Annotated in this window: 28 protein-coding genes; 8 read left to right on the top strand and 20 right to left on the bottom strand. The window is 66.1% G+C overall.

The window, feature by feature from the left end:
• Window positions 1-2: 2 nt before the first annotated feature.
• Window positions 3-704 (bottom strand): response regulator transcription factor, encoded by a 702-nt coding sequence (locus BMX16_RS14880; RefSeq protein ID WP_089905221.1) that lies wholly within the window; start codon window positions 702-704, stop codon window positions 3-5.
• 225 nt (window positions 705-929) lie between these two features.
• Between BMX16_RS14880 and BMX16_RS14875 the strand changes: the two genes are divergently transcribed.
• Window positions 930-1,457 (top strand): DUF3859 domain-containing protein, encoded by a 528-nt coding sequence (locus tag BMX16_RS14875; RefSeq protein WP_245731596.1) that lies wholly within the window; start codon window positions 930-932, stop codon window positions 1,455-1,457.
• Window positions 1,458-1,460: 3 nt separating this feature from the next.
• On the opposite strand, the gene BMX16_RS14870 is transcribed toward BMX16_RS14875, so the two are convergent.
• Window positions 1,461-2,270: a sulfite exporter TauE/SafE family protein gene (locus BMX16_RS14870; RefSeq protein WP_245731595.1), complete on the bottom strand. Its 810-nt coding sequence runs from the start codon at window positions 2,268-2,270 to the stop codon at window positions 1,461-1,463.
• Between the two features lie 112 nt (window positions 2,271-2,382).
• Here BMX16_RS14870 and BMX16_RS14865 point away from each other — a divergent pair, with 112 nt between their 5' ends.
• Window positions 2,383-4,080 (top strand): acyl-CoA dehydrogenase family protein, encoded by a 1,698-nt coding sequence (locus BMX16_RS14865; RefSeq protein ID WP_089905217.1) that lies wholly within the window; start codon window positions 2,383-2,385, stop codon window positions 4,078-4,080.
• Here BMX16_RS14865 and BMX16_RS14860 read toward each other — a convergent pair.
• The 14 genes from BMX16_RS14860 to folK form a co-directional block, all read right to left on the bottom strand.
• Entirely contained in the window at window positions 4,055-5,317 is a 1,263-nt protein-coding gene (locus BMX16_RS14860) for an MFS transporter (RefSeq protein WP_342707829.1), read from the bottom strand. The two genes, BMX16_RS14865 and BMX16_RS14860, sit on opposite strands and share 26 nt — an antisense overlap.
• Window positions 5,318-5,374: 57 nt before the next feature.
• Complete coding sequence (recO, locus tag BMX16_RS14855) at window positions 5,375-6,109, bottom strand: DNA repair protein RecO (protein ID WP_089905213.1); 735 nt, start codon at window positions 6,107-6,109, stop codon at window positions 5,375-5,377.
• A gap of 79 nt (window positions 6,110-6,188) precedes the next feature.
• The gene (locus BMX16_RS14850) at window positions 6,189-6,524 is read right to left on the bottom strand and encodes a DUF1491 family protein (RefSeq protein ID WP_089905211.1); all 336 of its coding nucleotides are present in this window, start codon (window positions 6,522-6,524) and stop codon (window positions 6,189-6,191) included.
• On the bottom strand, window positions 6,517-7,452 hold the full coding sequence (gene era, locus BMX16_RS14845; protein ID WP_089905209.1) for a GTPase Era: 936 nt from the start codon (window positions 7,450-7,452) through the stop codon (window positions 6,517-6,519). Before era ends, BMX16_RS14850 begins: the two co-directional genes overlap by 8 nt.
• The gene (gene rnc, locus BMX16_RS14840; RefSeq protein ID WP_089905207.1) at window positions 7,449-8,129 is read right to left on the bottom strand and encodes a ribonuclease III; all 681 of its coding nucleotides are present in this window, start codon (window positions 8,127-8,129) and stop codon (window positions 7,449-7,451) included. The genes era and rnc overlap by 4 nt, the downstream gene beginning before the upstream one ends.
• Complete coding sequence (lepB, locus tag BMX16_RS14835; RefSeq protein WP_089905205.1) at window positions 8,126-8,962, bottom strand: signal peptidase I; 837 nt, start codon at window positions 8,960-8,962, stop codon at window positions 8,126-8,128. Before lepB ends, rnc begins: the two co-directional genes overlap by 4 nt.
• A gap of 79 nt (window positions 8,963-9,041) precedes the next feature.
• Window positions 9,042-9,446 (bottom strand): holo-ACP synthase, encoded by a 405-nt coding sequence (acpS, locus tag BMX16_RS14830; protein WP_089905203.1) that lies wholly within the window; start codon window positions 9,444-9,446, stop codon window positions 9,042-9,044.
• 13 nt (window positions 9,447-9,459) lie between these two features.
• A complete protein-coding gene (locus BMX16_RS14825; RefSeq protein WP_089905201.1) occupies window positions 9,460-9,759 on the bottom strand; it encodes a Dabb family protein in 300 nt (99 codons plus the stop codon).
• A complete protein-coding gene (locus BMX16_RS14820; RefSeq protein ID WP_089905199.1) occupies window positions 9,756-10,223 on the bottom strand; it encodes a nucleoside deaminase in 468 nt (155 codons plus the stop codon). Before BMX16_RS14820 ends, BMX16_RS14825 begins: the two co-directional genes overlap by 4 nt.
• Entirely contained in the window at window positions 10,220-10,963 is a 744-nt protein-coding gene (locus BMX16_RS14815) for a pyridoxine 5'-phosphate synthase (RefSeq protein WP_089905196.1), read from the bottom strand. The genes BMX16_RS14820 and BMX16_RS14815 overlap by 4 nt, the downstream gene beginning before the upstream one ends.
• A gap of 30 nt (window positions 10,964-10,993) precedes the next feature.
• Window positions 10,994-11,656 (bottom strand): DUF2062 domain-containing protein, encoded by a 663-nt coding sequence (locus BMX16_RS14810; protein WP_089905193.1) that lies wholly within the window; start codon window positions 11,654-11,656, stop codon window positions 10,994-10,996.
• A gap of 21 nt (window positions 11,657-11,677) precedes the next feature.
• Window positions 11,678-13,816, bottom strand: a complete 2,139-nt coding sequence (locus BMX16_RS14805; protein ID WP_089905190.1) for a RelA/SpoT family protein — start codon at window positions 13,814-13,816, stop codon at window positions 11,678-11,680.
• 41 nt (window positions 13,817-13,857) lie between these two features.
• The gene (gene rpoZ / locus BMX16_RS14800; protein ID WP_089905189.1) at window positions 13,858-14,211 is read right to left on the bottom strand and encodes a DNA-directed RNA polymerase subunit omega; all 354 of its coding nucleotides are present in this window, start codon (window positions 14,209-14,211) and stop codon (window positions 13,858-13,860) included.
• A gap of 76 nt (window positions 14,212-14,287) precedes the next feature.
• Window positions 14,288-14,884 carry a 2-amino-4-hydroxy-6-hydroxymethyldihydropteridine diphosphokinase gene (gene folK, locus BMX16_RS14795; RefSeq protein WP_089905187.1) on the bottom strand — a complete coding sequence of 199 codons (597 nt, stop codon included), beginning with the start codon at window positions 14,882-14,884 and terminating at the stop codon, window positions 14,288-14,290.
• A 124-nt stretch (window positions 14,885-15,008) separates the two neighbouring features.
• Between folK and BMX16_RS14790 the strand changes: the two genes are divergently transcribed.
• Entirely contained in the window at window positions 15,009-15,572 is a 564-nt protein-coding gene (locus BMX16_RS14790; protein WP_089905186.1) for a LabA-like NYN domain-containing protein, read from the top strand.
• Between the two features lie 41 nt (window positions 15,573-15,613).
• Here BMX16_RS14790 and BMX16_RS14785 read toward each other — a convergent pair whose 3' ends face one another.
• Entirely contained in the window at window positions 15,614-17,251 is a 1,638-nt protein-coding gene (locus BMX16_RS14785; protein WP_089905184.1) for an ABC transporter substrate-binding protein, read from the bottom strand.
• A gap of 187 nt (window positions 17,252-17,438) precedes the next feature.
• On the opposite strand from BMX16_RS14785, the gene ispH reads away from it, so the two are divergent.
• The 4 genes from ispH to BMX16_RS14765 all read left to right on the top strand — a co-directional run bounded on the left by ispH (window position 17,439) and on the right by BMX16_RS14765 (window position 20,077).
• Window positions 17,439-18,389 carry a 4-hydroxy-3-methylbut-2-enyl diphosphate reductase gene (gene ispH, locus BMX16_RS14780; RefSeq protein WP_089905248.1) on the top strand — a complete coding sequence of 317 codons (951 nt, stop codon included), beginning with the start codon at window positions 17,439-17,441 and terminating at the stop codon, window positions 18,387-18,389.
• A 40-nt stretch (window positions 18,390-18,429) separates the two neighbouring features.
• Complete coding sequence (locus BMX16_RS14775) at window positions 18,430-18,873, top strand: DUF3429 domain-containing protein (protein WP_089905182.1); 444 nt, start codon at window positions 18,430-18,432, stop codon at window positions 18,871-18,873.
• 75 nt (window positions 18,874-18,948) lie between these two features.
• On the top strand, window positions 18,949-19,401 hold the full coding sequence (rnhA, locus tag BMX16_RS14770; RefSeq protein WP_089905246.1) for a ribonuclease HI: 453 nt from the start codon (window positions 18,949-18,951) through the stop codon (window positions 19,399-19,401).
• 52 nt (window positions 19,402-19,453) lie between these two features.
• Entirely contained in the window at window positions 19,454-20,077 is a 624-nt protein-coding gene (locus tag BMX16_RS14765; RefSeq protein WP_089905180.1) for a trimeric intracellular cation channel family protein, read from the top strand.
• A 4-nt stretch (window positions 20,078-20,081) separates the two neighbouring features.
• Here BMX16_RS14765 and BMX16_RS14760 read toward each other — a convergent pair whose 3' ends face one another.
• Together BMX16_RS14760 and BMX16_RS14755 are read right to left on the bottom strand one after the other, a co-directional pair.
• Window positions 20,082-21,050 carry an NAD(P)H-quinone oxidoreductase gene (locus BMX16_RS14760; protein ID WP_089905178.1) on the bottom strand — a complete coding sequence of 323 codons (969 nt, stop codon included), beginning with the start codon at window positions 21,048-21,050 and terminating at the stop codon, window positions 20,082-20,084.
• Entirely contained in the window at window positions 21,047-21,751 is a 705-nt protein-coding gene (locus BMX16_RS14755; RefSeq protein WP_089905175.1) for a COQ9 family protein, read from the bottom strand. Before BMX16_RS14755 ends, BMX16_RS14760 begins: the two co-directional genes overlap by 4 nt.
• Window positions 21,752-21,858: 107 nt before the next feature.
• On the opposite strand from BMX16_RS14755, the gene rpsU reads away from it, so the two are divergent.
• Complete coding sequence (gene rpsU, locus BMX16_RS14750) at window positions 21,859-22,065, top strand: 30S ribosomal protein S21 (protein ID WP_072857096.1); 207 nt, start codon at window positions 21,859-21,861, stop codon at window positions 22,063-22,065.
• A gap of 163 nt (window positions 22,066-22,228) precedes the next feature.
• Here the strand turns inward: rpsU and BMX16_RS14745 are convergent.
• On the bottom strand, window positions 22,229-22,516 hold a 288-nt coding region (locus tag BMX16_RS14745; protein WP_143058051.1), incomplete at its 5' end, for an integrase core domain-containing protein.

Raw genomic sequence — 22,516 nt, 5'->3', positions numbered from 1 at the left:
GGTCAGGCTTCGTTGTAGCGATAGCCGATGCCATACAGCGTCTCGATCGCGGAAAACGCGTCGTCCGCCTGACGCATCTTCTTGCGCAACCGCTTGATGTGGCTGTCGATGGTGCGGTCATCGACATAGATCTGGTCGTCATAGGCCACATCCATCAACTGATCGCGCGATTTCACGAACCCGGGACGCTGTGCCAGAGCCTGCAACAGCAGGAATTCGGTCACGGTCAGGGACACGTCGTTGCCCTTCCACGTCACCGCATGACGCAGCGGGTCCATCGTCAGGTCACCGCGGATCATCACCTTGTTCTCTTCGGTCTCCTCCACGACCTCGCCGCCGATGACGTCCTGACGCCGCAGCAGCGCACGGATGCGCTCCACCAGAAGGCGCTGACTGAACGGCTTCTTCACATAATCGTCGGCGCCCATGCGCAGGCCCAGCACCTCGTCGATCTCGTCGTCTTTGGAGGTCAGGAAGATCACCGGCATCGAGCTTTTCTGCCGCAGGCGCTGCAGCAGATCCATGCCGTCCATGCGCGGCATCTTGATGTCCAGCACGGCCATGTCGGGCATCCGCTTGTTGAAGGCATCGAGTGCCGCCTGCCCGTCGTTATAGGTCTCGACCTCGAACCCTTCGGCCTCGAGCGTCATCGACACGGATGTCAGAATGTTCCGGTCGTCGTCCACCAACGCGATTTTAGACATGGGTTTTCCCCTACTGCTCATTGTTGTTATTGACTGCTTTTTCCCAGATCAATCTTTGCTTTGCGGCTACGAATCAAGCCACCTTGCGAATCGAACCCCGATCCGTGCCTTATTTGCGCCACAAAACGGCAACGACCGCTTAACAGCCAGTCACTGCCGTCTTCCCGTCCTCCACAGAATGACGCTGACATTGTACGCTGCGCAAGCTAGTCTTCTGCTATGCGCATGACGATCACCCTCCTTGCCGCTCTTTCGCCCATCACCGCTGTGGCGCAGGCCGACACGATGTCGGCTGCCATTGCCAGCCTCGAGGCGGGGGTGATCTGTCCGCCGCCGACCGTCGGCTCGACCCCCGCGCCCGGCACGCTGGCCGGCACCACCCATCTGATCGAGGATGAGCCCCCCTTCGTGTCGCCGTCGCAGCGGGTGCCTGCGGTGATCGGCATCGGGTTCGGCATCAAGAGCATGGCGACCGACCCTTTCGGCCTTCAGGACGTGACGATCACCGTGACCCATCCGCCGATGGGTCCGACCGCCGCGACCACGCAAAGCTTTCAGACCCGGATCGACGGCACGGCGCCGTCGCTGACCTTCTATCAGTTCGATTTCGATTACGAACTGGTGCAGGGCCCGTGGCAGATGCAGGCGGAAAAGGACGGCGAAATCCTGTTCACCACCAGCTTCGACGTGGTGGCCCCACAGGCCGCGCCTGACCTGGCACGTGTCTGCGGGTTCGAGGAACTGCTCTCTTAGGTCTCAGCCCATCAGACCGCGGCGGATCAGGTTCGCACCCGCCACGATCAGGACCAGCAGCGTGACGCGCCGGAACCTTTCCTGATCGAAGCGGTCGCCCAGCCGGAAGCCGACCGCCATGCCAAGGAACGTCGGCACCACCAGCAGCGCCGACACCTGCAGCGTCCGCGCATCCAGCACGCCCGATTGCAGGTGCCCGATCAACAGCATCACCGACCCCAGACCATAGACGACACCCTGCACCGCCATTTGCTGCGCCCGCGGTATGTCGAGGGCCAGCAGATACAGCACGGTCGGCGGCCCCCACGTCCCCGACAGACCGCCCAACCCGCCTGCCAGCAGTCCGGCACCCACTTCGGTCGGACGGTGCCACCGTTGGCTGATCCGTGGCGTCCATCCCAGCACCTGCACCACGCAGATCGCGACCACCGGCACGCCGAGGATGACGAAAAGCGCATCCATCGGGATCGCCGTCAGGAACTGTGCCGAGATCAGGATCATCACGCACACGATGACCAGATAGCGCCAGTGCACCGCCACCGCATCGCGCGCGGGTCCCAGCCCCGACCGGGCGATCTGCCACACGTTGCTTAGCACGACGGGCAGGATCATGGCGGCAACCACCGTCTGCGGTTCGATCAGGATGCCCATGCCGGACAACATGATCAGCGGCAGGGCGAACCCCACCGCGCCTTTGATGAACCCGCCCACCAGCGTCACGGCGCAGGCGAACAGCAAGAGCGGCAGAGGCAGGACGGTCAGGATATCGGTCATCATGCCGCCGTTCTGCGCCATCGGGGCAGCCGCCACCATCGCAAATCCGCCGCGATATTTTCGTAATCCGCTGAATATTCTGACGCATGAATATTGCGCTGCAACTGCGAACACCTTATCTCTGCGTCTGCATACCAGATAGGATTCGTTCATGGCCTACGACGGACAGACACCGATCACCGATGGTCCTTTGCTGACAGGCCCGCTTCTGTCCGACCTGTGCGATCTGACCCGCGACAGTCTGCCAGCCGTCGATGCCCTGCTGGCCGCTGCCAAGGCCAGCGTCGCGGCCCGTGTGACCGAAGGTGGCCGCGTGTCCGCCAGGCTGATCGACACGCACCAGACCGCCGCCCACGGGCTGGCGTGGTTGGCCACCTATCATCAGGCGCTGCACCAGATGCAGGGCTGGGCCGACCGTCTGACCACCGCCGGCACGTTCGGCGCGGTGGAACACCTGATCCACCAGATCGCGTTCGGCGAATACCTCGCACAGATTGTGGGCGGCATCCCGATGAACCAGACAGAGGTGCTGCGCGCCAGCGACCTGGGCCTGACCGCTGCCGACCTTGCGCCATTCGCCAGCGGTGCCCCTGCCACCCTGATCGCCCACGGCAACACCCAGGATGCCCGCACCCGTCTGGCGTCCCTGATGCAGGACCGCAGCGCCGACCTGACCGTGGGGGTCAGCGGCCTCGACGAAGAGCTCGAGATGATCCGCGACCAGTTCCGCCGCTTCAGCCGCGAGCGGGTCGAACCCCACGCCCACGGCTGGCACCTGCGCGACGACCTCATCCCGATGGAGATCATCGACGAGATGGCCGAACTCGGCGTCTTCGGCCTGACCATCCCGGAGGCGTTCGGCGGCTTCGGCCTGTCGAAATCCGCCATGTGCGTGGTGTCCGAAGAGTTGTCGCGCGGCTACATCGGGGTCGGATCACTTGGCACCCGGTCAGAAATCGCGGCAGAGCTGATCCTGTGCGGCGGCACCGACGCGCAAAAGGCGCATTGGCTGCCGAAGCTGGCGAGCGGTGAAATCCTGCCGACCGCCGTCTTTACCGAACCCAATACCGGGTCCGATCTGGGTGCGCTGCGCACGCGCGCCACCCGCGACGGCGCCGATTGGCAGATCACCGGCAACAAGACCTGGATCACCCACGCGGCCCGCACACATGTCATGACCGTGCTGGCCCGCACCGACCCGGACACCACCGACTATCGCGGGTTGTCGATGTTTCTGGCAGAAAAGACCCCCGGCACGGACGATGCGCCGTTTCCCGATGCAGGGATTACGGGTGGAGAGATCGAGGTCCTCGGCTATCGCGGCATGAAGGAATACGAGCTCGCCTTCGACGGCTTCGGCGTGAAGGGCGAGAACCTGCTGGGCGGCGAGACGGGCCGCGGTTTCAAGCAGCTCATGCAGACCTTCGAGTCCGCCCGCATCCAGACCGCCGCCCGCGCTATCGGTGTGGCGCAGTCGGCGCTGGACGAGGGGATGCGCTATGCGCAGGATCGCAAGCAGTTCGGCCAACCGCTCGCGGCCTTTCCCCGCGTGTCGGGCAAACTTGCCATGATGGCGGTCGAGATCATGGTGGCGCGTCAACTGACCTACTTCAGCGCGCAGGAAAAGGACGCCGAGCGGCGTTGCGATCTGGAAGCGGGGATGGCCAAGCTCTTGGGTGCGCGGGTGGCATGGGCCTGTGCCGACAACGCGTTGCAGATCCACGGCGGCAATGGCTTCGCGCTGGAATACAAGATCAGCCGCATCCTGTGCGATGCCCGCATCCTGAACATCTTCGAAGGCGCCGCAGAGATTCAGGCGCAGGTCATCGCGCGGCGCCTGCTGGACTGAGCCGCGGCAGGCCGAGGCGGGGATGCAGACGCCCCGCCACCAGCCAGCCCACCGCCATGCCCGCCCCGCAGACAGCGAACAGGCCCGCGACCGGCAGGACCAGCAGCACGACCGACGCCGCCGCTGGCGTGGCGATGCCAGACGCATCGCGGAACGTGGCATAGACGGCGACCATGTCCGTCCGTTCTGCCGGGCGCACGGACATCAGGAACGGCAGACCGCCGCACACGTCCAGCAGCACCAAACCGACCGAGCCTGCCATGATGCAGGCCACTGCCGCCCACGGCCAATGCGACAGCGCAAAGCCCGTGGCGAACAAACACCCCGCCCAGCCGAACCCGATCCGCACCGATTTGCGCACGCCCACCCGGCGCACCCGGCGCATCATCAGCGGCGTGGTGAACAGCATCGCGTTGCTCAGGCTCAGCGCTGCGGCACCGACCAGCGGGCCGAGCCCTGCCTCGATGCAGAAGATCGGCAGATAGACGATATAGACCCACCAGCCGCACGACCGCATCACGGCAAAGAACCAGCCCGCGATCAGCCGTGGCTGCGCCGCGAACCGCCCGAGGTAGGCCAGCGGATTGGGCGCCGGGGCCTGCGCCCGCGCGATCTGCCGCCCGTCGCCCAGCCGCAACCGCCAGAACATCGCCAGCAGGATCAGCGCGAACGCGCCCGCCAGCAGGAACGGCGCGGGCGCCCACCAGTCCAACAGCGTCACCCCCAGGACCGGGCCCACCGACCACGGCACCGCGCTATAGACCATACGGGTCGATTCGTTGCGCCCCAGATCCAGACGGGCGATGTAATCCAGCACATAGGCGTTCAGGCAGACGGTGAACGTCACCGTGCCCACCGCGTTGAACAGCAGCACCAGCGCCTTTGCCTGCGGCCCGGTGGTCAGAGCCAGCACCGCGCCTGCAAGGTAGAACCCGCAGGCCAGCGTCAGCATCCAGCGCCGCGGTACCAGCCGGCCGACATAGGGCACCATCAGCCCGCAGATCATCGACCCGACGCCGACCAGCAGATAGATCAGGCTGACCGTCCCCGCATCGCCGTAAGCGCGGTAGATCACCAGCGGCATGACCGACAGCAGCATGGCGCGGATGCAGGCCTCCAGCGCCGCAAGCGTGGCGAAATCGCGGACCTGCGGCGTCGGCGCATGGGTCAGATACAGGGGGGCGCGCGGCGCGATCATCGGGCGGACACTTTGCGTGGGATGAACGGGTCGTGACACGATGCCGCATCCCCCGCAATCCCCGGCGACAACAGCCTCGGCAGGAACGCGCCGCCGTCAGCCCGCCTCGGACCGCACGATCGCCTCCAGCAGGCGCGCCCGCGCGGCAGGCAGACCGCCGCCGCCCAATGACCGCAGCAGGCGATGTTCGATGAAATACCCCGTCGTGCCAAGCGCCGCGACGATGTCGGCGGCGCCCGCATCGCCCTTGCCCGCCAGCACGGGCGGCAGCGGCAGCAGGCGGTCCGCCCATTCGCCCGCCGCCTCGCGGCTGACCGCCCGCCCCGACCGGGGCGAGACATAGGCCAGATCCTCGTTCACGCCGCGCACCGCGCAGGCGCTGAGGTCGAGGCCGAAGCCCAACTCCTCCAGCAGGGCCTGTTCCCAGCGCAGATAGGCCAGCGGCCAGACCGCCCCCTGCCCCAGCAGATCCAGCAACTGCACCGTCCGGTCATAAAGCGGGGGATGCGCCTCGCGTTCCGGCAAGACCACGGCCAGCAGGCCGCAAACCGCGCTCAGCCCCGCCAGAGCCAGCCTGTCGCCCATCGCGTCAGCCGACCGGCTGCGCAACGGCTCGACTGTGAAGGCACCGATATTTTCATCCAGACGCGCCTGCCAGCGCACGGCGATCTGCGCGCCCGGTTGCAGGATCGGCGCGATCCTGCGGCTGATCCCGCCCCGCACCACGCCCGCATGACGCCCATGCGTCGCCGTGAACACCTCGACGATGGCCGAGGTTTCGCCGTGCGGGCGCACCCGCAACACCGCCCCCTCGTCGCGCCAGTCGATCATGCCACCGACCCGCCCCTTCTTCTAGTCCGAAATATCCCCGCCGGAGGCTTGGTCGTCGCAGACGGCCAAATCGCCACCCTCACGTCAGTCCCGGCTGGTCCAGCAGATGCCGTCCGGCGCGGTCCTCCACCTCGATTACCCACAGATCACTGTCGAAGACTCGCTGACGCGCAATGGCAGCATCCACGTCGGCCTCGGCCCCATCGGTCAACATTACCCAAGTCCGCGCGCCGGACATCATATCGAACGACCGGGTGAACGCTGCCGCCTGTCCGTCCAGCGTGTTCAGCTTGACCAGCACCGCCCCGGCCGTGGCGTCGCCCCGCGCCACGACGAAGGCCGGGATGTCCACCACCCGCAGCCGCCGCAGATAGGCGCCGACCCACAGATCCGCCGTCAGGCGCGGTTCAGGCATCGCCGTCGCGGAAGTCGAGGCCCATCTCGTCGTAGCGTTCCTTGTCCTCGAGCCAGTTGGCGCGGACCTTCACCTGCAGGAACAGGTGCACCTTGCGGCCGAGCAGTTCCTCCATCTCGACGCGGGCGGCCTGCCCCACGGCCTTGATCGTCTCGCCCTTGTTGCCCAGCACGATCCCCTTGTGACCGTCGCGGATCACGTAGATCAGCTGGTCGATCTTGGCCGATCCGTCGGGCCGCTCTTCCCAGTTCTCGGTCTCGACCGTCAGCTGATAGGGCAGTTCCTGATGCAGGCGCAGGGTCAGCTTCTCGCGCGTCATCTCGGCCGCGATCTGGCGCAGGGGGCTGTCGGAAATCTCGTCGTCCGGATAAAGCCACGGCCCCGCGGGCACGGCACCCGCCAGCCAGTGTTTCAGCGCGTCGCAGCCGTGGCCGCGTTCGGCGCTGATCATGAACGTCTCGGCAAACGGATAGGCTTCGTTCATCTGCGCCGACAGTGCCAGCAGCGCCTCGGCCTTCACCCGGTCGATCTTGTTGATCGCCAGCGCCACTTTGGCCTTGCCCACGCGCGACGACAGCACCTCGAGGATGCCCTTGACCCCCGGTGTCATGCCGCGGTTCGCCTCGATCAGCAGCACGACCAGATCGGCGTCGCCCGCCCCGCCCCATGCGGCGGCGACCATCGCGCGGTCCAGCCTGCGTTTGGGCGCGAACAGCCCCGGCGTGTCGACGAAGACGATCTGCGCGTCACCGTCCTGTGCAACGCCACGGATGCGGGCGCGGGTGGTCTGCACCTTGTGCGTCACGATGCTGACCTTGGCCCCCACCATGCGGTTGAGCAGCGTGGATTTGCCGGCGTTCGGCTCTCCGATCAGGGCGACGAAGCCCGCGCGCGTCTTGGTGGTGCCCGTCTTGGTGGTATCCGTCATGGTCCGACCCTTTCCAGCAGCGCCTGTGCCGCCGCCTGTTCCGCCTGTCGCTTGGCCCCCGCCGTCGCCTCGGCGAATGCGCCGTCCGCCAGCGTCACGCGGATCGTGAACACCGGCTGGTGATCCGGCCCGCTGCGCGCCACCTCGGTATAGACCGGCGGCGGTGCGCCACGCGCCTGCGCCCATTCCTGCAACGCCGTCTTGGCGTCGCGGGCATCTGCGGCGACGGACCCCACCAGCGGCGCCCAATGGCGCATGATGACACGACGGGCGGCATCATAGCCAGCGTCGTAATAGACGGCGGCGATCACCGCCTCCATCGCGTCGGCGAGCAGTGCCTCTTTCCGGCGACCACCCGACTGCATTTCGGACCGACCCAGCTTCAACACCTCGCCGATGTCGATGGCGCGCGCGACGGCGGCACAGGTCTCGCGGCGCACCAGCGCGTTATATCGGGGGGCCAGCAGGCCTTCGGCCGCTCGGGGGTCGGCCTGCAACAAGGCCTCCGCGATCACGAGGCCCAGCACACGGTCGCCCAGAAACTCCAACCGCTGGTTGTCGTCGCGGTACACGCTCGACATGCTGGCGTGGGTCACAGCACGCACTAGCAGTGCGGGGTCGGCAAAGTCATGCCCCAGCCGGGCGGCAAAGGCTGCCAGCTGTGCCGACAGCTTCACTCGACGGCCTTGAAGAAGCGGTCGGACCGCCACGTCCAGAACGCCAGCATCGATGCCCCGGCGCTGGAGAACATGACCCGGTCTGCACGGCCCACGATATCCTCGCGCGGGACGAAGCCCACGCCGTTCAGTGCCTGCGGCACGCGGCTGTCGGTGGAATTGTCGCGGTTGTCGCCCATGAAGAAGAAGTTGTCGGCAGGCACCGTGAACACGCCGGTATTGTCCAGCGACCGGTTCCCGATATTCAGCACGGAGTGCGTGACACCGTTTGGCAGGGTTTCCAGACTGCGTTCAGAAAGACAGTCGGCCCCCAGCCCCACGGGCCCGTTGGCACAGGACGGCAACGTCTGTTCGGGCCCCTGCGGCGCATAGGTTTCCACGAACTCGCCGGCGGGTTCGACGACGACGGGCGTGTCGTTGATGTACAGCAACCCGTCGCGCATCTGGATCTGATCACCGGGCAGGCCGATCAACCGCTTGATGAAATCGCGACCCGTGACGGGATGGCGGAACACCACGACGTCGCCCCGCTCCGGGTCGGACCCGAACAGACGGTCGGTGCGCCCCTGGAACATCCCGCAGAAATCGTCGGCGCCGATGTCGACGCCCAGTGCCGGGATCGCGATCGAGGGGCAGGAGGCATAGGAATAGCCGTAGGCCATCTTGTTCACGAACAAAAAGTCGCCGATCAGCAGCGTATCCTTCATCGACCCCGACGGGATCCAGAACGGCTGGAACAGAACCGTGCGGAACGCACCGGCGATCAGCAGCGCATAGACGACCGTCTTCACGGTTTCGACCACGCCGCCCAGCACGCCTGTCTTTTCGGCCATGGTTCAGTATCCTACCCTTGGATTGCACGGCTTCATGGTCCGCGCGTCCCTGCGTGTCAAGGCGGCTGACGGGCAGGCCCTATCCGTCGACGGGCCGCGCCTCGATCAGAACGAAGGCCTGCGCCCACGGATGATCGTCGGTCAGTGTGACGTGGATCACCGCCACATGACCGGGCGGGGTCATCGCGTCCAGCCGTTCCTTGGCCCAGCCCGTCACCTCCATCACCGGCTGGCCGGTGGGCAGGTTGCTGACGGCCATGTCACGCCAGCTGATCCCCATGCGCAGACCCGTGCCCAGCGCCTTTGAACACGCCTCCTTGGCCGCCCACCGTTTGGCATAGGTGCCGGCGACATCGGCGCGGCGTTCGGCCTTGCGCTGTTCGGCCGACGTGAACACGCGGTTGCGGAACCGGTCGCCGAAGCGTTCCAGCGTCGCGGCGATCCGGTCGATGTTCGCAAGGTCCGTGCCGATGCCGAGGATCATGGCCTGATCCTGGTCAAGCGCTGTCCAAATCGGCGACCATCAGGTCGTCGCACAGCGCCATCAGCCGTTCGGCCAGCGCCCGATGCCGGGGGTCCTGCGCATAGACCGCCAGCGCCAGAGCGTCGTGGAACTGGCCGACAAAGCCGTAGGCGTGATGCGGCGAACGCCCCTCGTAGTCGCGGTTCGGGCCGTGACGGAACGCGGTGAACCCGTCGATGTCGTCCACCAGCCCCTCCAGCCCGCGCATCACATCGGCAAGAGCGACCGGATCGTGGGTGGGTTTCAGCTGCAGCAGGACGATGTGATCGATCATGACGGCTCCTTGGGGGCATAGATGTGGGTCACGCGATCCTCGGCCACGCCGCCCTGCCAGTCGAAGGCGTGATCGCAGGCGCGGTGATAATCCTCGATCCGCAACTGCGGAAACCGGAAGAAGGCGGTGTCGGTATTGTCCTGCTGTGCCGCGAACACCAGCCGGTCGATCTGCGCCCAGCGCATCGCAGCCAGACACATCTCGCACGGCTGACAGGACGCGATCAGGGTGCAGCCCGACAGATCGCGGGTCCCGAGGATTTCGGACGCGCGGGCGATCGCCACGACTTCCGCGTGACGCGACACGTCGCCGGTATCGTCCACCTCGTTGCGGGCCTGCACCACGATGCGGTCGCCCTGCACCACGGCGGCGGCGAACACGATGTCCTGCCCGGCGTCGTGCAGCTTGCAGGCATGGTCCGCCACGCCGTCCATGGCCTGCGTCTCGGTTGCGGTCAGCTTCATGCGCGGGCCTCGTCCATGCAGCGGCGCATCTCGGCGATGGCGTCGGGCAGGCCACGGAACAGCGCCTCGCCCATCAGGAAATGGCCGATGTTCAGTTCCCGCACCGCGTGCAGCGCTGCGATGGGACCGACGCTGTCATAGGTCAGACCGTGGCCCACATGCACCTCCAGCCCCAGGGAATGACCATAGGCGGCGCCGTCGGTCAGGCGCGCGAGTTCGCGGTCGCGGTCGTCCCAGCGGCCTTCGGCCCAGGCATCGGCATAAGCGCCGGCGTGCAACTCGATCACCGGGGCGCCGATGCGGGCGCTGGCGGCGATCTGGTCGCGGTCGGCCGCGATGAACAGCGACACGCGGGCCCCCGCATCGCGCAATGGTGCGATATAGGCCGCCAGCACGTCGGCCTGTCCGGCGACCTCCAACCCACCTTCGGTCGTCCGTTCCTCGCGCTTTTCGGGCACGAGGCAGACCGCGTGGGGATGCGACTGCAGCGCGATGCGCTGCATCTCCGGCGTTGCCGCCATCTCGAAGTTCAGCGGGATGCGCAAGGCAGCCTTGAGCCCCGCGATGTCCGCGTCGCGGATGTGGCGGCGATCCTCGCGCAGATGCGCGGTGATGCCGTCCGCGCCGGCGTCCTGTGCCATCAAAGCGGCACGCACGGGGTCCGGGTTGTCGCCGCCCCGCGCGTTGCGCACGGTCGCCACGTGGTCGATGTTCACACCCAGCCGCAGTTTGTCGGTCATTGCTTCACCCCTCGTCGTTCCTGCCGTGACCTAGCGTGACGACGGCCCGCCGCCATCCCCGCCCCGACCGGAACCCGGTGGCTGCGACAATGCCGCCAGCTTGTCCGCCAGCAGATTGCGCCGCCGGACCTGATAGGCGGTCAGCACCTGCACCGTCAGGTAATAGCAGATGGTCGCCGTGATGGCACCGGGCAGAATGCCGCCGATCAGGAACGGCAGGAATACGTCGTGATAGAAGACCGACAGCCCATGCCAGTCCGCCCGCGCCGGACCGAACATCGCATGGACGTTGTGCCACAGGTCAGCCCACGCATCGCCGAACTTGTCGCCCAGCGACCTGCGCGGGCCGGGCGGCGGGTGGTGCCCCAGCAACCAGCGCCCGGTGCCCAGCGACACCGCGGCGATCGGCACATAGGTCAGCGGATTGGCAAAGAACGTGGCCAGCAGCGATGCAAAGACGTTGCCGCGCACCAGCTTGGCCAACAGCACCGCCACGATGAAGTGCAGACCGTAAAGCGGCGAGAACGTCGAGAACACGCCGGCCCAGACGCCGCGCCCGATCTTTTCGGGCGTGTCCGGCAGGCGGCGCAGGCGGTGTTTGACGTAGTGGAACGCCCGGCCCCAGCCGCCGCGTGGATACAGGGCGGTCGTCACCACCTGCCACGCCGGTCGGCTGTCCCTGCGTTTGAACACGCGCGTTCCTTCCTTGGGCGATCACCCGTTGCGTTGCGCCCCGGCCTGACCGGGATCCCGGTGGCGGCTGACGCCGGAGACGTTGCTGTCCGCCTCGACCACGGTCATGACGCGGTGCAGATGCTCTGCGTCCTGTAGATCTATGTCGATCAGCAGACGAAAGTAGTCCGGCTTGCGGTCGATGAACTTCAGGTCCGAGATATTGGCCTTTTGTTCGCCGATCAGCGTGCAGATCCGGCCCAGAACGCCCGCGTCGTTGGTGATCGAGATGTCGAAGGTCACGGTGTTCACGGCCCGGTGCTGGCCCTCTTCCCAGCGCAGATCGACCCAGCGGTCCGGCTGATCCTCGAAATCCACAAGCGCGGCACAGTCGATGGCATGCACGACGACGCCCTGCCCACGATAGGTGATCCCCACGATCCGCTCGCCCGGCACGGGCTGACAGCAGCGGGCGCGCTGGTGGGTCTGATCGGCCGACAGACCCACGACGGCGCGGTTCGCGTCGATCCCGTCGGCACCCGTGGACTGCGCAAGGTCCGGATAGATCGCGCGCACAATGTCGCGGGCAGTGATGTCGGCGCTGCCCAGCCGCGCCAGCATCTCGTCCACGTCGCTCAGCGCCAGCGCCTTGGCCGCGGTGCGCAGCGCCTTTTCGGTCAGCCGCTTGCCCACGTTCTCGAACGCGACGCGGGCCAGTTCGCGGCCGAGCCGGATGAACCGGTCGCGGTCCGCCTCGCGCAGACTGCGCCGGATCGCCGTCTTGGCCCGGCCCGTGGTGGCGATATCCACCCACGTCGCCTGCGGCTTCTGGCCTTCTGCGGTGATGACCTCGACACTCTGGCCGTTCTTCAGTCGCGTCCACAGCGGCACGCGGATGCCATCGACCTTGGCCCCCACGCAGGCCATCCCGATCCGGGTATGGATCGCAAAGGCAAAGTCGATGGGCGTCGCCCCGCGCGGCAGCTTGATCACGTCGCCCTTGGGCGTAAAGCAGAACACCTGATCGGTGAACATCTCCAGCTTCACAGCCTCGAGGAAGTCGTCGTGGTCGCCGTCCTCGTCCAGCCGTTCCGTGAGCTTGGAGATCCAGCGCACCGGATCGACGGCAAAGCGGTTCTCGACCCGCTCGCCGTTGCGATAGGACCAGTGCGCGGCAACGCCGGTTTCGGCGACCTCGTGCATCTCGCGGGTGCGGATCTGCACTTCGACCCGCTTGCCGTCGCGGCCCGACACGGTGGTGTGGATGCTGCGATAGCCGTTGGTCTTGGGCTGGCTGATGTAGTCCTTGAACCGGCCCGGCACGGCGCGCCAGCGTTGGTGGATCGCGCCCAGCACGCGGTAACAGTCGCCTTCGGTCGCGGTGACGATGCGGAAACCATAGATGTCGGACAGGCGGCTGAACCCCATGTCCTTTTCCTGCATCTTGCGCCAGATGCTGTAAGGCTTCTTCGCGCGGCCCATGACCTCGGCCTGGATGCCCGCCTTTTCCAGCTCCACGCGCATGTCGGCGGTGATGCGCGGCACCACGTCGCCCGCCTCGCGCTGCAACATGATGAAGCGGCGGATGATGCTGTTGCGCCCCTCGGGGTTCAGCACGCGGAACGCCAGATCCTCAAGCTCTTCGCGCATCCACTGCATACCCATGCGACCGGCCAGCGGGGCAAAGATCTCCATCGTCTCGCGGGATTTCTGCGCCTGCTTTTCCGGACGCATCGACTTGATCGTGCGCATGTTGTGCAGACGGTCGGCCAGTTTCACCAGCGTCACCCGCAGGTCCTTGCTGGTCGCCATGAAGAGCTTGCGGAAGTTCTCCGCCTCTTTCGTCTCGCGGCTGGTCAGTTGCAGGTTGGTCAGCTTGGTGACGCCGTCGACAAGGTCGGCAATCTCTCGACCGAAGCGGTCGGTGACGATCCGGAACGATGCGGGCGTGTCCTCGATCGTATCGTGCAGCAGGGCTGTGACGACTGTGGCGTCGTCCATCTGCATGTCCGCAAGGATCTGCGCGACGGCGACCGGATGGGTAAAGTATTTCTCGCCTGAATGGCGGAATTGCCCCTCGTGCATCTCTTCGCCAAAGGCAAAGGCGTCGCGCAGTAGCGCTTCGTTGGTGCGAGGGTTATAGGCGCGGACCAGCGCGATCAGGTCGTCTGCAGTCGTCATGCTGGTCCGGCGTTTCTTGTCTCTGGGCCGGGATACGGCGATTAACGCGGCCCTTGCGCTTCCATCAGGGCGCGCAACAGCTTTTCCTCGCTCATGTCGTCCTCGACCGGCTTGTCGGCCTCGGCACCCATCAGCAGGGCCATCGAATCGTCCTCGGGCTCGTCCACCTCGATCTGGGTCTGGTTCGCGGCGATCATGCGCTCGCGCAGATCGTCGGCCTGCTGCGTTTCCTCGGCGATTTCGCGCAGGGACACGACGGGATTCTTGTCGTTGTCGCGGCTGACCGTGACGGGAGAGCCTGCCGTGATCTCGCGCGCGCGGTGGGCGGCGAGCATGACCAGTTCGAACCGGTTCGGAACCTTGTCAACACAGTCTTCGACGGTAACGCGGGCCATCGGCACACTCCAATATCTGTCCAGGCGTGGAAGCCCCTGCGTCTAGCCCGCCAGATGGCGAAAGACAAGCCGTTTGTCAGGCGGTGTCAAGGCCCGTCGCATCGTCCAGTTGCCGCACCCCGTCCACCTCGTGCCGTGGCAATGCATCGCGCATCTGCGCCACGCTGCGTTTCAGGATCGGATGCACCCAATCCGGCGCGACCTGCATCAGGGGCACCAGCACGAACGCGCGGTCCTGCAGGCGCGGATGAGGCAGAATCAGCCGGTCGGGCCACAACCTGCGCTGATCCTCCGGCGCCATGTCGCGCCAATGCGACTGCGTGGGGATGTCCGGCAGCACCAGATCGCCCTGGGCCAGCAGGTCGATATCCAGCGTCCGCGGCCCCCACCTGTCCTGACGGCGACGCCCAGCCGCGCCCTCGATCCCGTGCAGAACGGCAAGGACGGCGTCGGGGGACAGGCGCTTATGGAACGCGACGGCTGCATTGACGAAATCCGACCCGATCCCCGGCGGATAGGCGGGTGTGGCAAAAAGGCGGCTGCATTTGGCGGCAGAGCCGAACGCATCACGTATGCGATCCCTGCCATAAAGTACAAATGACGCGGCGGAAACTCGCCCGTCCGACGCGTTGCTGCCCAATGAAACAAGCGTAATACCGCCATTTTGGGTCATCACGCAACCTTGCATGGAGATATTCATCGGATCATATCAGAGTCAGTCGCGTGCGGATGAAAACGCCGCCCGCATCCTCGCCAATAACAATAACACCGACCACGAGATTCGGGAAGGACAGACAATGTTTTATCGTGACGAGCGGCTCGCGCTCTTCATCGATGGCGCAAATCTATATGCCTCTGCAAAGGCGCTGGGTTTCGATATCGATTACAAATTGCTGCGGCAGGAATTCATGCGGCGCGGCAAGATGCTGCGGGCGTTCTATTATACTGCCTTGCTTGAAAACGAAGAATATTCCCCGATCCGTCCGTTGGTCGATTGGCTGCATTACAACGGCTATGCCATGGTGACGAAACCTGCAAAGGAATACACGGATTCCATGGGCCGTCGCAAGGTCAAGGGCAACATGGATATCGAACTTGCCGTCGATGCGATGGAACTGGCCCCGCACGTCGATCACATCGTCCTGTTTTCCGGCGACGGCGACTTCAAACCGCTGATCGCAGCGCTGCAGCGCAAGGGCGTGCGCGTCTCTGTCGTCTCGACGATTCGAAGCCAGCCCCCGATGATCTCGGACGACCTGCGGCGTCAGTGCGACAACTTCATCGAGCTCGACGAGTTGCGCGAGGTGGTCGGTCGCCCTCCGCGCGAGATCCAGGATCGCGGCAACGACGAAGCCGAGTAAGGGCGGAGGCCCCCGGTCGATCCGACCGGGGGCCCGCAGGGTCAGGCCGAGAGGCCGAACTTGTACAGATGCATCTCGAACGTCGGATGCTGTTCGACCCCCACGACATTGGGCTTTGCATGGCGATACACGGATCGCCAATAGGGCTGGATGATGACGCCATCGTCGCGCAGCAGTTGCTCGATGTCGGCCATCACGGCCCGACGCGCATCCGCGTCCGCCAACGACAGGGCCTGCGCCAGCAGCGCGTCGAAGTCGGGGTTGGAATAGCCCGCCTCGTTCCACGGCTCTCCGGTCCGATAGGCCACGGCCAGCGTCTGCACGCCCAGTGGGCGATGCCCCCAGTCAGTCGCCGACAGCGGATAGGTCGTCCAGTCGTTGTAGAACGTGGCACCGGGAATGACGGTGCGCGTCACGTTGATGCCCGCGTCGCGCCATTGCGCCGCCGCCGCATCGCAGGTCGCCTTGCGCCACGTGTCGTCGATCGAGATCAGGTCATGGGCGAAATCGGCCATGCCTGCCTCCTCCAGCAGCGCCAGCGCGGCTGCCGGATCGACTTCGGCCGGTCCGATATCCGCGTATTCGGGATGGATCGGGGCGACATGATGGTTCGCCGCCACTTCGCCGTCACCGGACATGCCCAGTTCCAGCAGCACCGCATTGTCCAGCGCCATCGCCAGCGCCCGGCGCACGCGCACGTCCGCGTAGGGCCGCTGGCCGTCCACCTCGGCCAGTTGGTTGGCGCGGATCACCATGGTCGCGGCGGTCTGCGCCGTGGACAGGGTCCAGCCGGTCCCCTCCATGATCTCCTTGAACTCACCGATCGTCTCGTAGGTCATGTCGAATTCATCCGCGAGCGTGCCGGACACGACAGCGGCCTGATCCTGCCCCATGTCAACGAACTCGATCCGGTCCAGCGCCGCCCCGGTGCCCCACCACGCATGGTCGGCGTTCTTGACCAGCGCCGCGCGGATCCCGACCTCATAGCCGTCGGGCAGGTAGGGGCCGGTGCCCTTCGCCGTCGCCAACGGATCGCCGGTGAAATCCTGCGGCACGATGGCCGCCGGGAAATCCGCGAAGGTCGCCGGAAACGAGATGTCGGGCGCGGACAGCGCCAGCACCACCGTCATGTCGTCGGGCATCGTGATCGCCCCCTCGCGCACGACACCGTCCTGCATCAGCGCGCCGACGCGGGACGCCATGGAATTGCCCTCGAACGCCGCATCGCACCAGCGCGTCAGGTTGAACGCCACGTCGGCGGCGGTAAAGGGACTGCCGTCGTTCCATGTCACGCCGGGCCGCACGTGCAGGACGTATTCGGTGGCATCGCCGTTCACCTCCCACCGGTCCAGCAGCATCGGCGTGATGGTGCCGTCGATCTGGTATTCGGTCAGATATTCCAGCCAGCCACGCGTATAGTTCGCCATCTGTGGCCAGTCGTAGCTGCGCGGATCCTTCAAGGCGCGCACCTCCATCTGGATGCGCAGGGTGCCGCCCTGCTGCATGGCGGCTTGCGCCTGCACCGGTTGCGTCAAGCCCAGCAGGCCATAGGCGGCGGGTGCCGCGACGCCCAGCGCCGTGGCGCGGGTCAGGAACTCGCGGCGACTCAGCGTGCCGCGTGCCACTTCGTCGGCATAGCGGCGGGCAGCGGGATGGATCGGATCGGGCATGCGGGTCATGGGGCGGGCTCCTCGGCATGGGGGCTGTTCCGACCGCGCGCCGAAACATCTGGTCAAAACATAGCGCGGCATTTGCAGGATCAACAAGCGCCGTGCCCGGTCTGGACGCGGCACGCCCCAGCGACTACCTAGGGCACGCAATCCGGCGGAGATGACGATCATGCGCAGCCCCCAGCCCAAAGCAATCCTGCCCAAGCCCCCCCTGACGCTCTACCTCGCGGCCCCGCGCGGGTTCTGCGCCGGCGTGGACCGCGCCATCAAGATCGTCGAGATGGCGCTGACCAAATGGGGCGCCCCCGTCTATGTCCGGCACGAGATCGTGCACAACAAGTTCGTGGTGGATGGCCTGCGCGACAAGGGCGCGGTGTTCGTCGAAAGCCTTGACGACTGCCCCGACGACCGGCCCGTCATCTTTTCCGCCCATGGCGTGCCCAAGGCGGTGCCGGCCAAGGCCGAGGCGCGGCAGATGATCTATGTCGATGCGACCTGCCCACTGGTCAGCAAGGTCCACATCGAGGCGCAGCGCCACGCGGAGGCGGGTCTGCAGATCGTCATGATCGGCCATACGGGGCACCCGGAAACCATCGGCACCATGGGGCAACTCCCCGAGGGCGAGGTGTTGCTGGTCGAAACCGTGGACGACGTGGCGCACGTCGCCCCGCGCGACCCCGCGCGGCTGGCCTTCGTCACGCAGACCACGCTGTCGGTCGATGACACCATCGACATCGTGGCGGCCCTGCAGGCGCGGTTCCCGGCCATCGTCGGCCCGCACAAGGAAGATATCTGTTACGCCACCACCAACCGGCAGGAAGCGGTCAAGGCGATGGCCCCCCGCTGCGACGCCATGCTGGTCGTGGGTGCGCCGAACTCCAGCAACTCCAGACGACTGGTCGAGGTAGGCACACGCGCCGGATGCCCCTATGCGCAGCTCGTGCAGCGGGCGGCCGATATCGACTGGCGCAGCCTCGACGGGATCGCCAGCATCGGGATCACCGCAGGGGCATCCGCCCCCGAAGTGCTGATCGACGAGGTCGTGGATGCGTTCCGCGACCGCTATGACGTGACGGTCGAGATGGTGGAAACCGCCGTCGAGAACGTCGAGTTCAAGGTGCCCCGCGTCCTGCGGATGCCCGCCTGACCGCAGACTGACAGACAGTCAAACACGACAGGATCGCCTCATGTTCACGTCCGTCCCCCGCGCGCCCCTGCTCCTCGGCCTTGCCGGGCTGCTGCCGTTCCTGTGGGGCGCAGCGACCCTGCTGATCCCGGCACTTGGCGGCTGGGCCCTGCTGGCGCTGGGCGGGCGGTTCACCGCGCCCTTCGTGCAGCTGTCCTACGGCGCGGTGATCCTGTCGTTCATGTCCGGCGTGTTGTGGGGCTTTGCCACCCGCGAGGAGGGGTGGAGCGGTTATGCCCTGTCCGTGATCCCGGCCCTCTGGGCGTTCTTCATGGTCGGTGGCGGGCCGACCTCGGCGGCGCTGAACCTGATCATCGGATTTTTCGGGCTCCTGCTGCTGGACCTGCACTTCTGGCAGCGCGGCGCGACCCCGCGCTGGTGGATGTCGCTGCGCCTGCTGCTGACGTCCGTCGTCGTGGTCACGCTGCTGCCGCTGGCGTTCTGACGACCGCAGGGCTGGACAACGCAGCGTCCTGCCCCGATGACGCAGGCCAACCGCCCCAACACCGGACCCGACGCCATGCCAGACCTTTTTGCCTATACGGACGGTGCGTGTTCCGGCAATCCCGGCCCCGGCGGCTGGGGCTGCTTGCTGATCGCCCGCGAGGGCGGCACCGTCGTCAAGCAAAAGGACCTGAGCGGCGGCGCCAAGCTGACCACGAACAACCAGATGGAGCTGCTCGCCGCGATCTCGGCCCTCGAAAGCCTGACAAAGCCCAGCCGCATCACCATCGTCACCGACAGCGTCTACGTAAAGGACGGGATCACATCCTGGATCCACGGCTGGAAGAAGCGCGGCTGGAAGACCGCCGCGAACAAACCCGTCAAGAACGAAGAGCTGTGGAAGCGTCTGGACGCCGCGACCGCATCCCACGAGGTGATGTGGCGCTGGGTCAAGGGTCACGCCGGCCACCCCGAAAACGAACGTGCGGACGAACTCGCCCGCGCGGGCATGGCCCCGTTCAAGACCTAAGCCGTGCCACCATTCATCTGACCCGCTGAACCCCCGCCGGAGGCATCCCGCCGTGACCCCCCTCGCCGCCCTCGATTATGCCTCGGTCTTCGTCTTCGCGCTGACCGGCGCGCTGGTCGCCAGCCGTGCGCAGCTTGATCTGATCGGGTTCATCTTCATCGCGACGCTGACGGCGGTGGGCGGCGGCACCCTGCGCGACGTGATCCTGAACCGCGACATGGTGTTCTGGGTTGCCAATCCGGCCTTCGTCGGCACCGCCGCTGTCGCCGCGATCATCGTGTTCTTCACCGCCCATCTGCTGGAAAGCCGCTATCGCGGCATCGTCTGGCTGGACGCGCTGGCGCTGGCGGTGGCCGTCCCATCCGGCGTCGGCGTGGCGCTGGAACTGGGGATGCCTTGGTCGGTCGTCCTCATCATGGGGATCGCAACCGGCTGCTTCGGCGGTCTGATGCGCGACGTGGTCTGCAACGAGGTGCCCTTGGTGCTGAAACAGGGCGAGCTTTACGTCACATGCGCCCTGTGCGGCGGGGCGGTGGCGATGATCGCACTGCATTTCGGCGCGCCCACGTCGCTGGCCTTGGTCGCCTGCGCGACAGCGACACTGGCGTTGCGGGCAGGCAGCCTGCTGTTCGGCTGGCGCCTGCCCGTCTATCGCAGCTTTCCGCCGCGCCAGTAGGGCGTCAGACTTTCAACACGATCTTGCCGATGTGATCGCCTGCCTCCATCCGCGCATGGGCGGACGCGGCATCCTCCAGCGCGAATTCGCGGTCCATCACGGGGGCGACGCGCCCAGCGGTCAGCAGCGGCCAGACGTGGCGGCGCAACTGGTCCGCGATCCGCGCCTTGGCCGCGTCGGACTGCGGGCGCAAAGTGCTGCCGGTCAGCGTCAGGCGGCGCGTCATCATCTGGACCATGTTCAGGCTGACCTTCGCCCCCTGCAGGAACGCGATCTGCACCAGCCGCCCGTCGTCCGCCAGCGCGTCGATGTTGCGCTGCATGTAATCGCCGCCCACCATGTCGATGATCAGGTCCGCCCCGCCCTCGGCCTTGACCGCGGCCACGAAGTCCGCCTCTCGGTAGTTGATCGCCAGCTCCGCGCCCAGATCGCGGCAGACCGCCAGCTTGTCCTCGGACCCGGCGGTCGTGAACACCCGCGCACCCAGCACGTGCGCCAGCTGGATCGCGGTCGTGCCGATCCCGGACGACCCGCCATGGACCAGAAACCGCTCTCCCGCACTCAGCCTGCCGCGCATGAAGACGTTGGACCAGACGGTGAAATACGTCTCCGGTAGGCAGGCGGCCTGCGCCAACGACAGACCATCCGGCACGGGCAGGCAATGGGTGGCGGCGGTGGCCGCATATTCCGCATAGCCGCCACCGGGCAACAGGGCGCAGACCGTGTCGCCGACCGACAGGTGCGTCACGCCCGGTCCCACCGCATGGATGGTGCCCGCACACTCGAGCCCCGGCAGATCCGATGCCCCCTTGGGCGGGTCGTAGGCGCCGGCCCGTTGCAGCGCGTCGGGCCGGTTCACGCCCGCATAGGCGATCCTGATCACGACCTGACCGTGGCCCGCGACGGGCATGGGCCGGTCGCAGGGGACCAAGACCTCGGGGCCGCCGGGTCGGCTGATCTCGACCGCCCTCATGCGGCGTCGTCCGGCCGCCACATGCCGGGCACATCCGTGCGCGGTGTCCGTTGCGGTGCACGGATCATGCCCAGCAGACGGTTCAACGGTGCGGTCAGCGGTCGCAGCACGGCGTTGCCGTTCACCTGGGCCTTCACCTTCTCGATCTGCATCACCTCGGCGATGCGGCGGTCGATGAAATCGTCGGTGGCCGCGTGATTCTCCGACGTGTCGCCAAGCCAATAGAGGACCACAGCCGCCCAGACGCCCGACAGCGTCGCCCGCTTCGTGTACCAGTTCACGTCGTCGCTGGTGTCGCCCAGCGCGGTCCAGATCGCATCCGCCGTGCCCCAGATCAGACCCGCCCCCGTCGCCGCCAGATGCGGCAGCGCGAACAGGGTGGTTCCGCGCCGGACCGCTTCCTTGTCGTCGATCACGTCCAGCCGCAGGCGGATCGCACGGGCCACCTTATCACTGTAGCGCAGGCCCGTCATGTCCTCGGCTGTCATGGCCCGCTGCATCGCGCGGTCGCCTTCGCGATGATAGAGGACCGCCAGATCGGTGGCACCGCGCGGACACAGCGCACGCGCACGGTCCGGGTCCATGCCCGTCGTCGCAACCGCCGCCTGAAACGACGCCTGTGACCAGCCGTCGAAGGCGACGTTGGGCAAAGCGGCCTCCAGCAGTTGCAACTGCGCGGGGTCTGGCTGTGTCGTTTGCATGGTGCTCTCCTGCGTGGATCGGTGATGGACAACTTAGGACAAGGTTGCTATGTGGCCACCTCCTGCAACTTATTGCAAATCCAACTTAGAGAGGTGGTGAAAACCACATGCAGGTAAGTGTTCGTGACAACAACGTCGATCAGGCGTTGCGTGCCCTGAAGAAGAAACTTCAGCGTGAAGGCGTGTTCCGCGAAATGAAGCTCAAGCAGCATTTCGAGAAACCCTCCGTCCGCAAGGCGCGCGAGAAAGCCGAAGCCATCCGCCGTCAGCGCAAGCTGGCGCGCAAGAAGGCACAGCGCGAAGGTCTGTTGTAAGACGACCAGAACGAGCCGACCGACGATACGGTTGACGAAACTGCGGACCCCCGACTGGCAACAGGCGGGGGTTCTGCGTTTTCAGGGGCGCTGTGCCAAGCAGGGTCGCGGCGGAACGTGTCAACGACTTTGAGACAGTGGCGATTGAACTTTAAGCTTGGTTTTACTCCGTTTGCTTTGGTGGGTTGATCCAGACAGCCGTTGGGATGTGAGGCGGTTTGGGTGGTTTGCGGACGAAGCGCTCGGGCGTGTTGAGGAATGCAGTATCGAGGGTTTCCTGGCGTGCAGCATAGATAGCCTTGGCCTGTCCGAAGTGGATCTGATCGGGGGTCATTAACCCGATACCGGCGTGATGATGCTCTTCGTTGTACCAAGTAAAGAACCGGCGGCAGAAGGCGTGTGCCTCGTCGATCGTTTCAAACCGCTTAGGAAATTCCGGTTGATACTTCAG

The organism is Loktanella fryxellensis, assembly GCF_900110065.1.
GTDB classification, from domain to species: Bacteria; Pseudomonadota; Alphaproteobacteria; order Rhodobacterales; family Rhodobacteraceae; genus Loktanella; species Loktanella fryxellensis.
The sequence above is the reverse complement of the archived record's forward strand: the minus strand, read 5'-3'. Positions and strand labels throughout refer to the sequence as shown.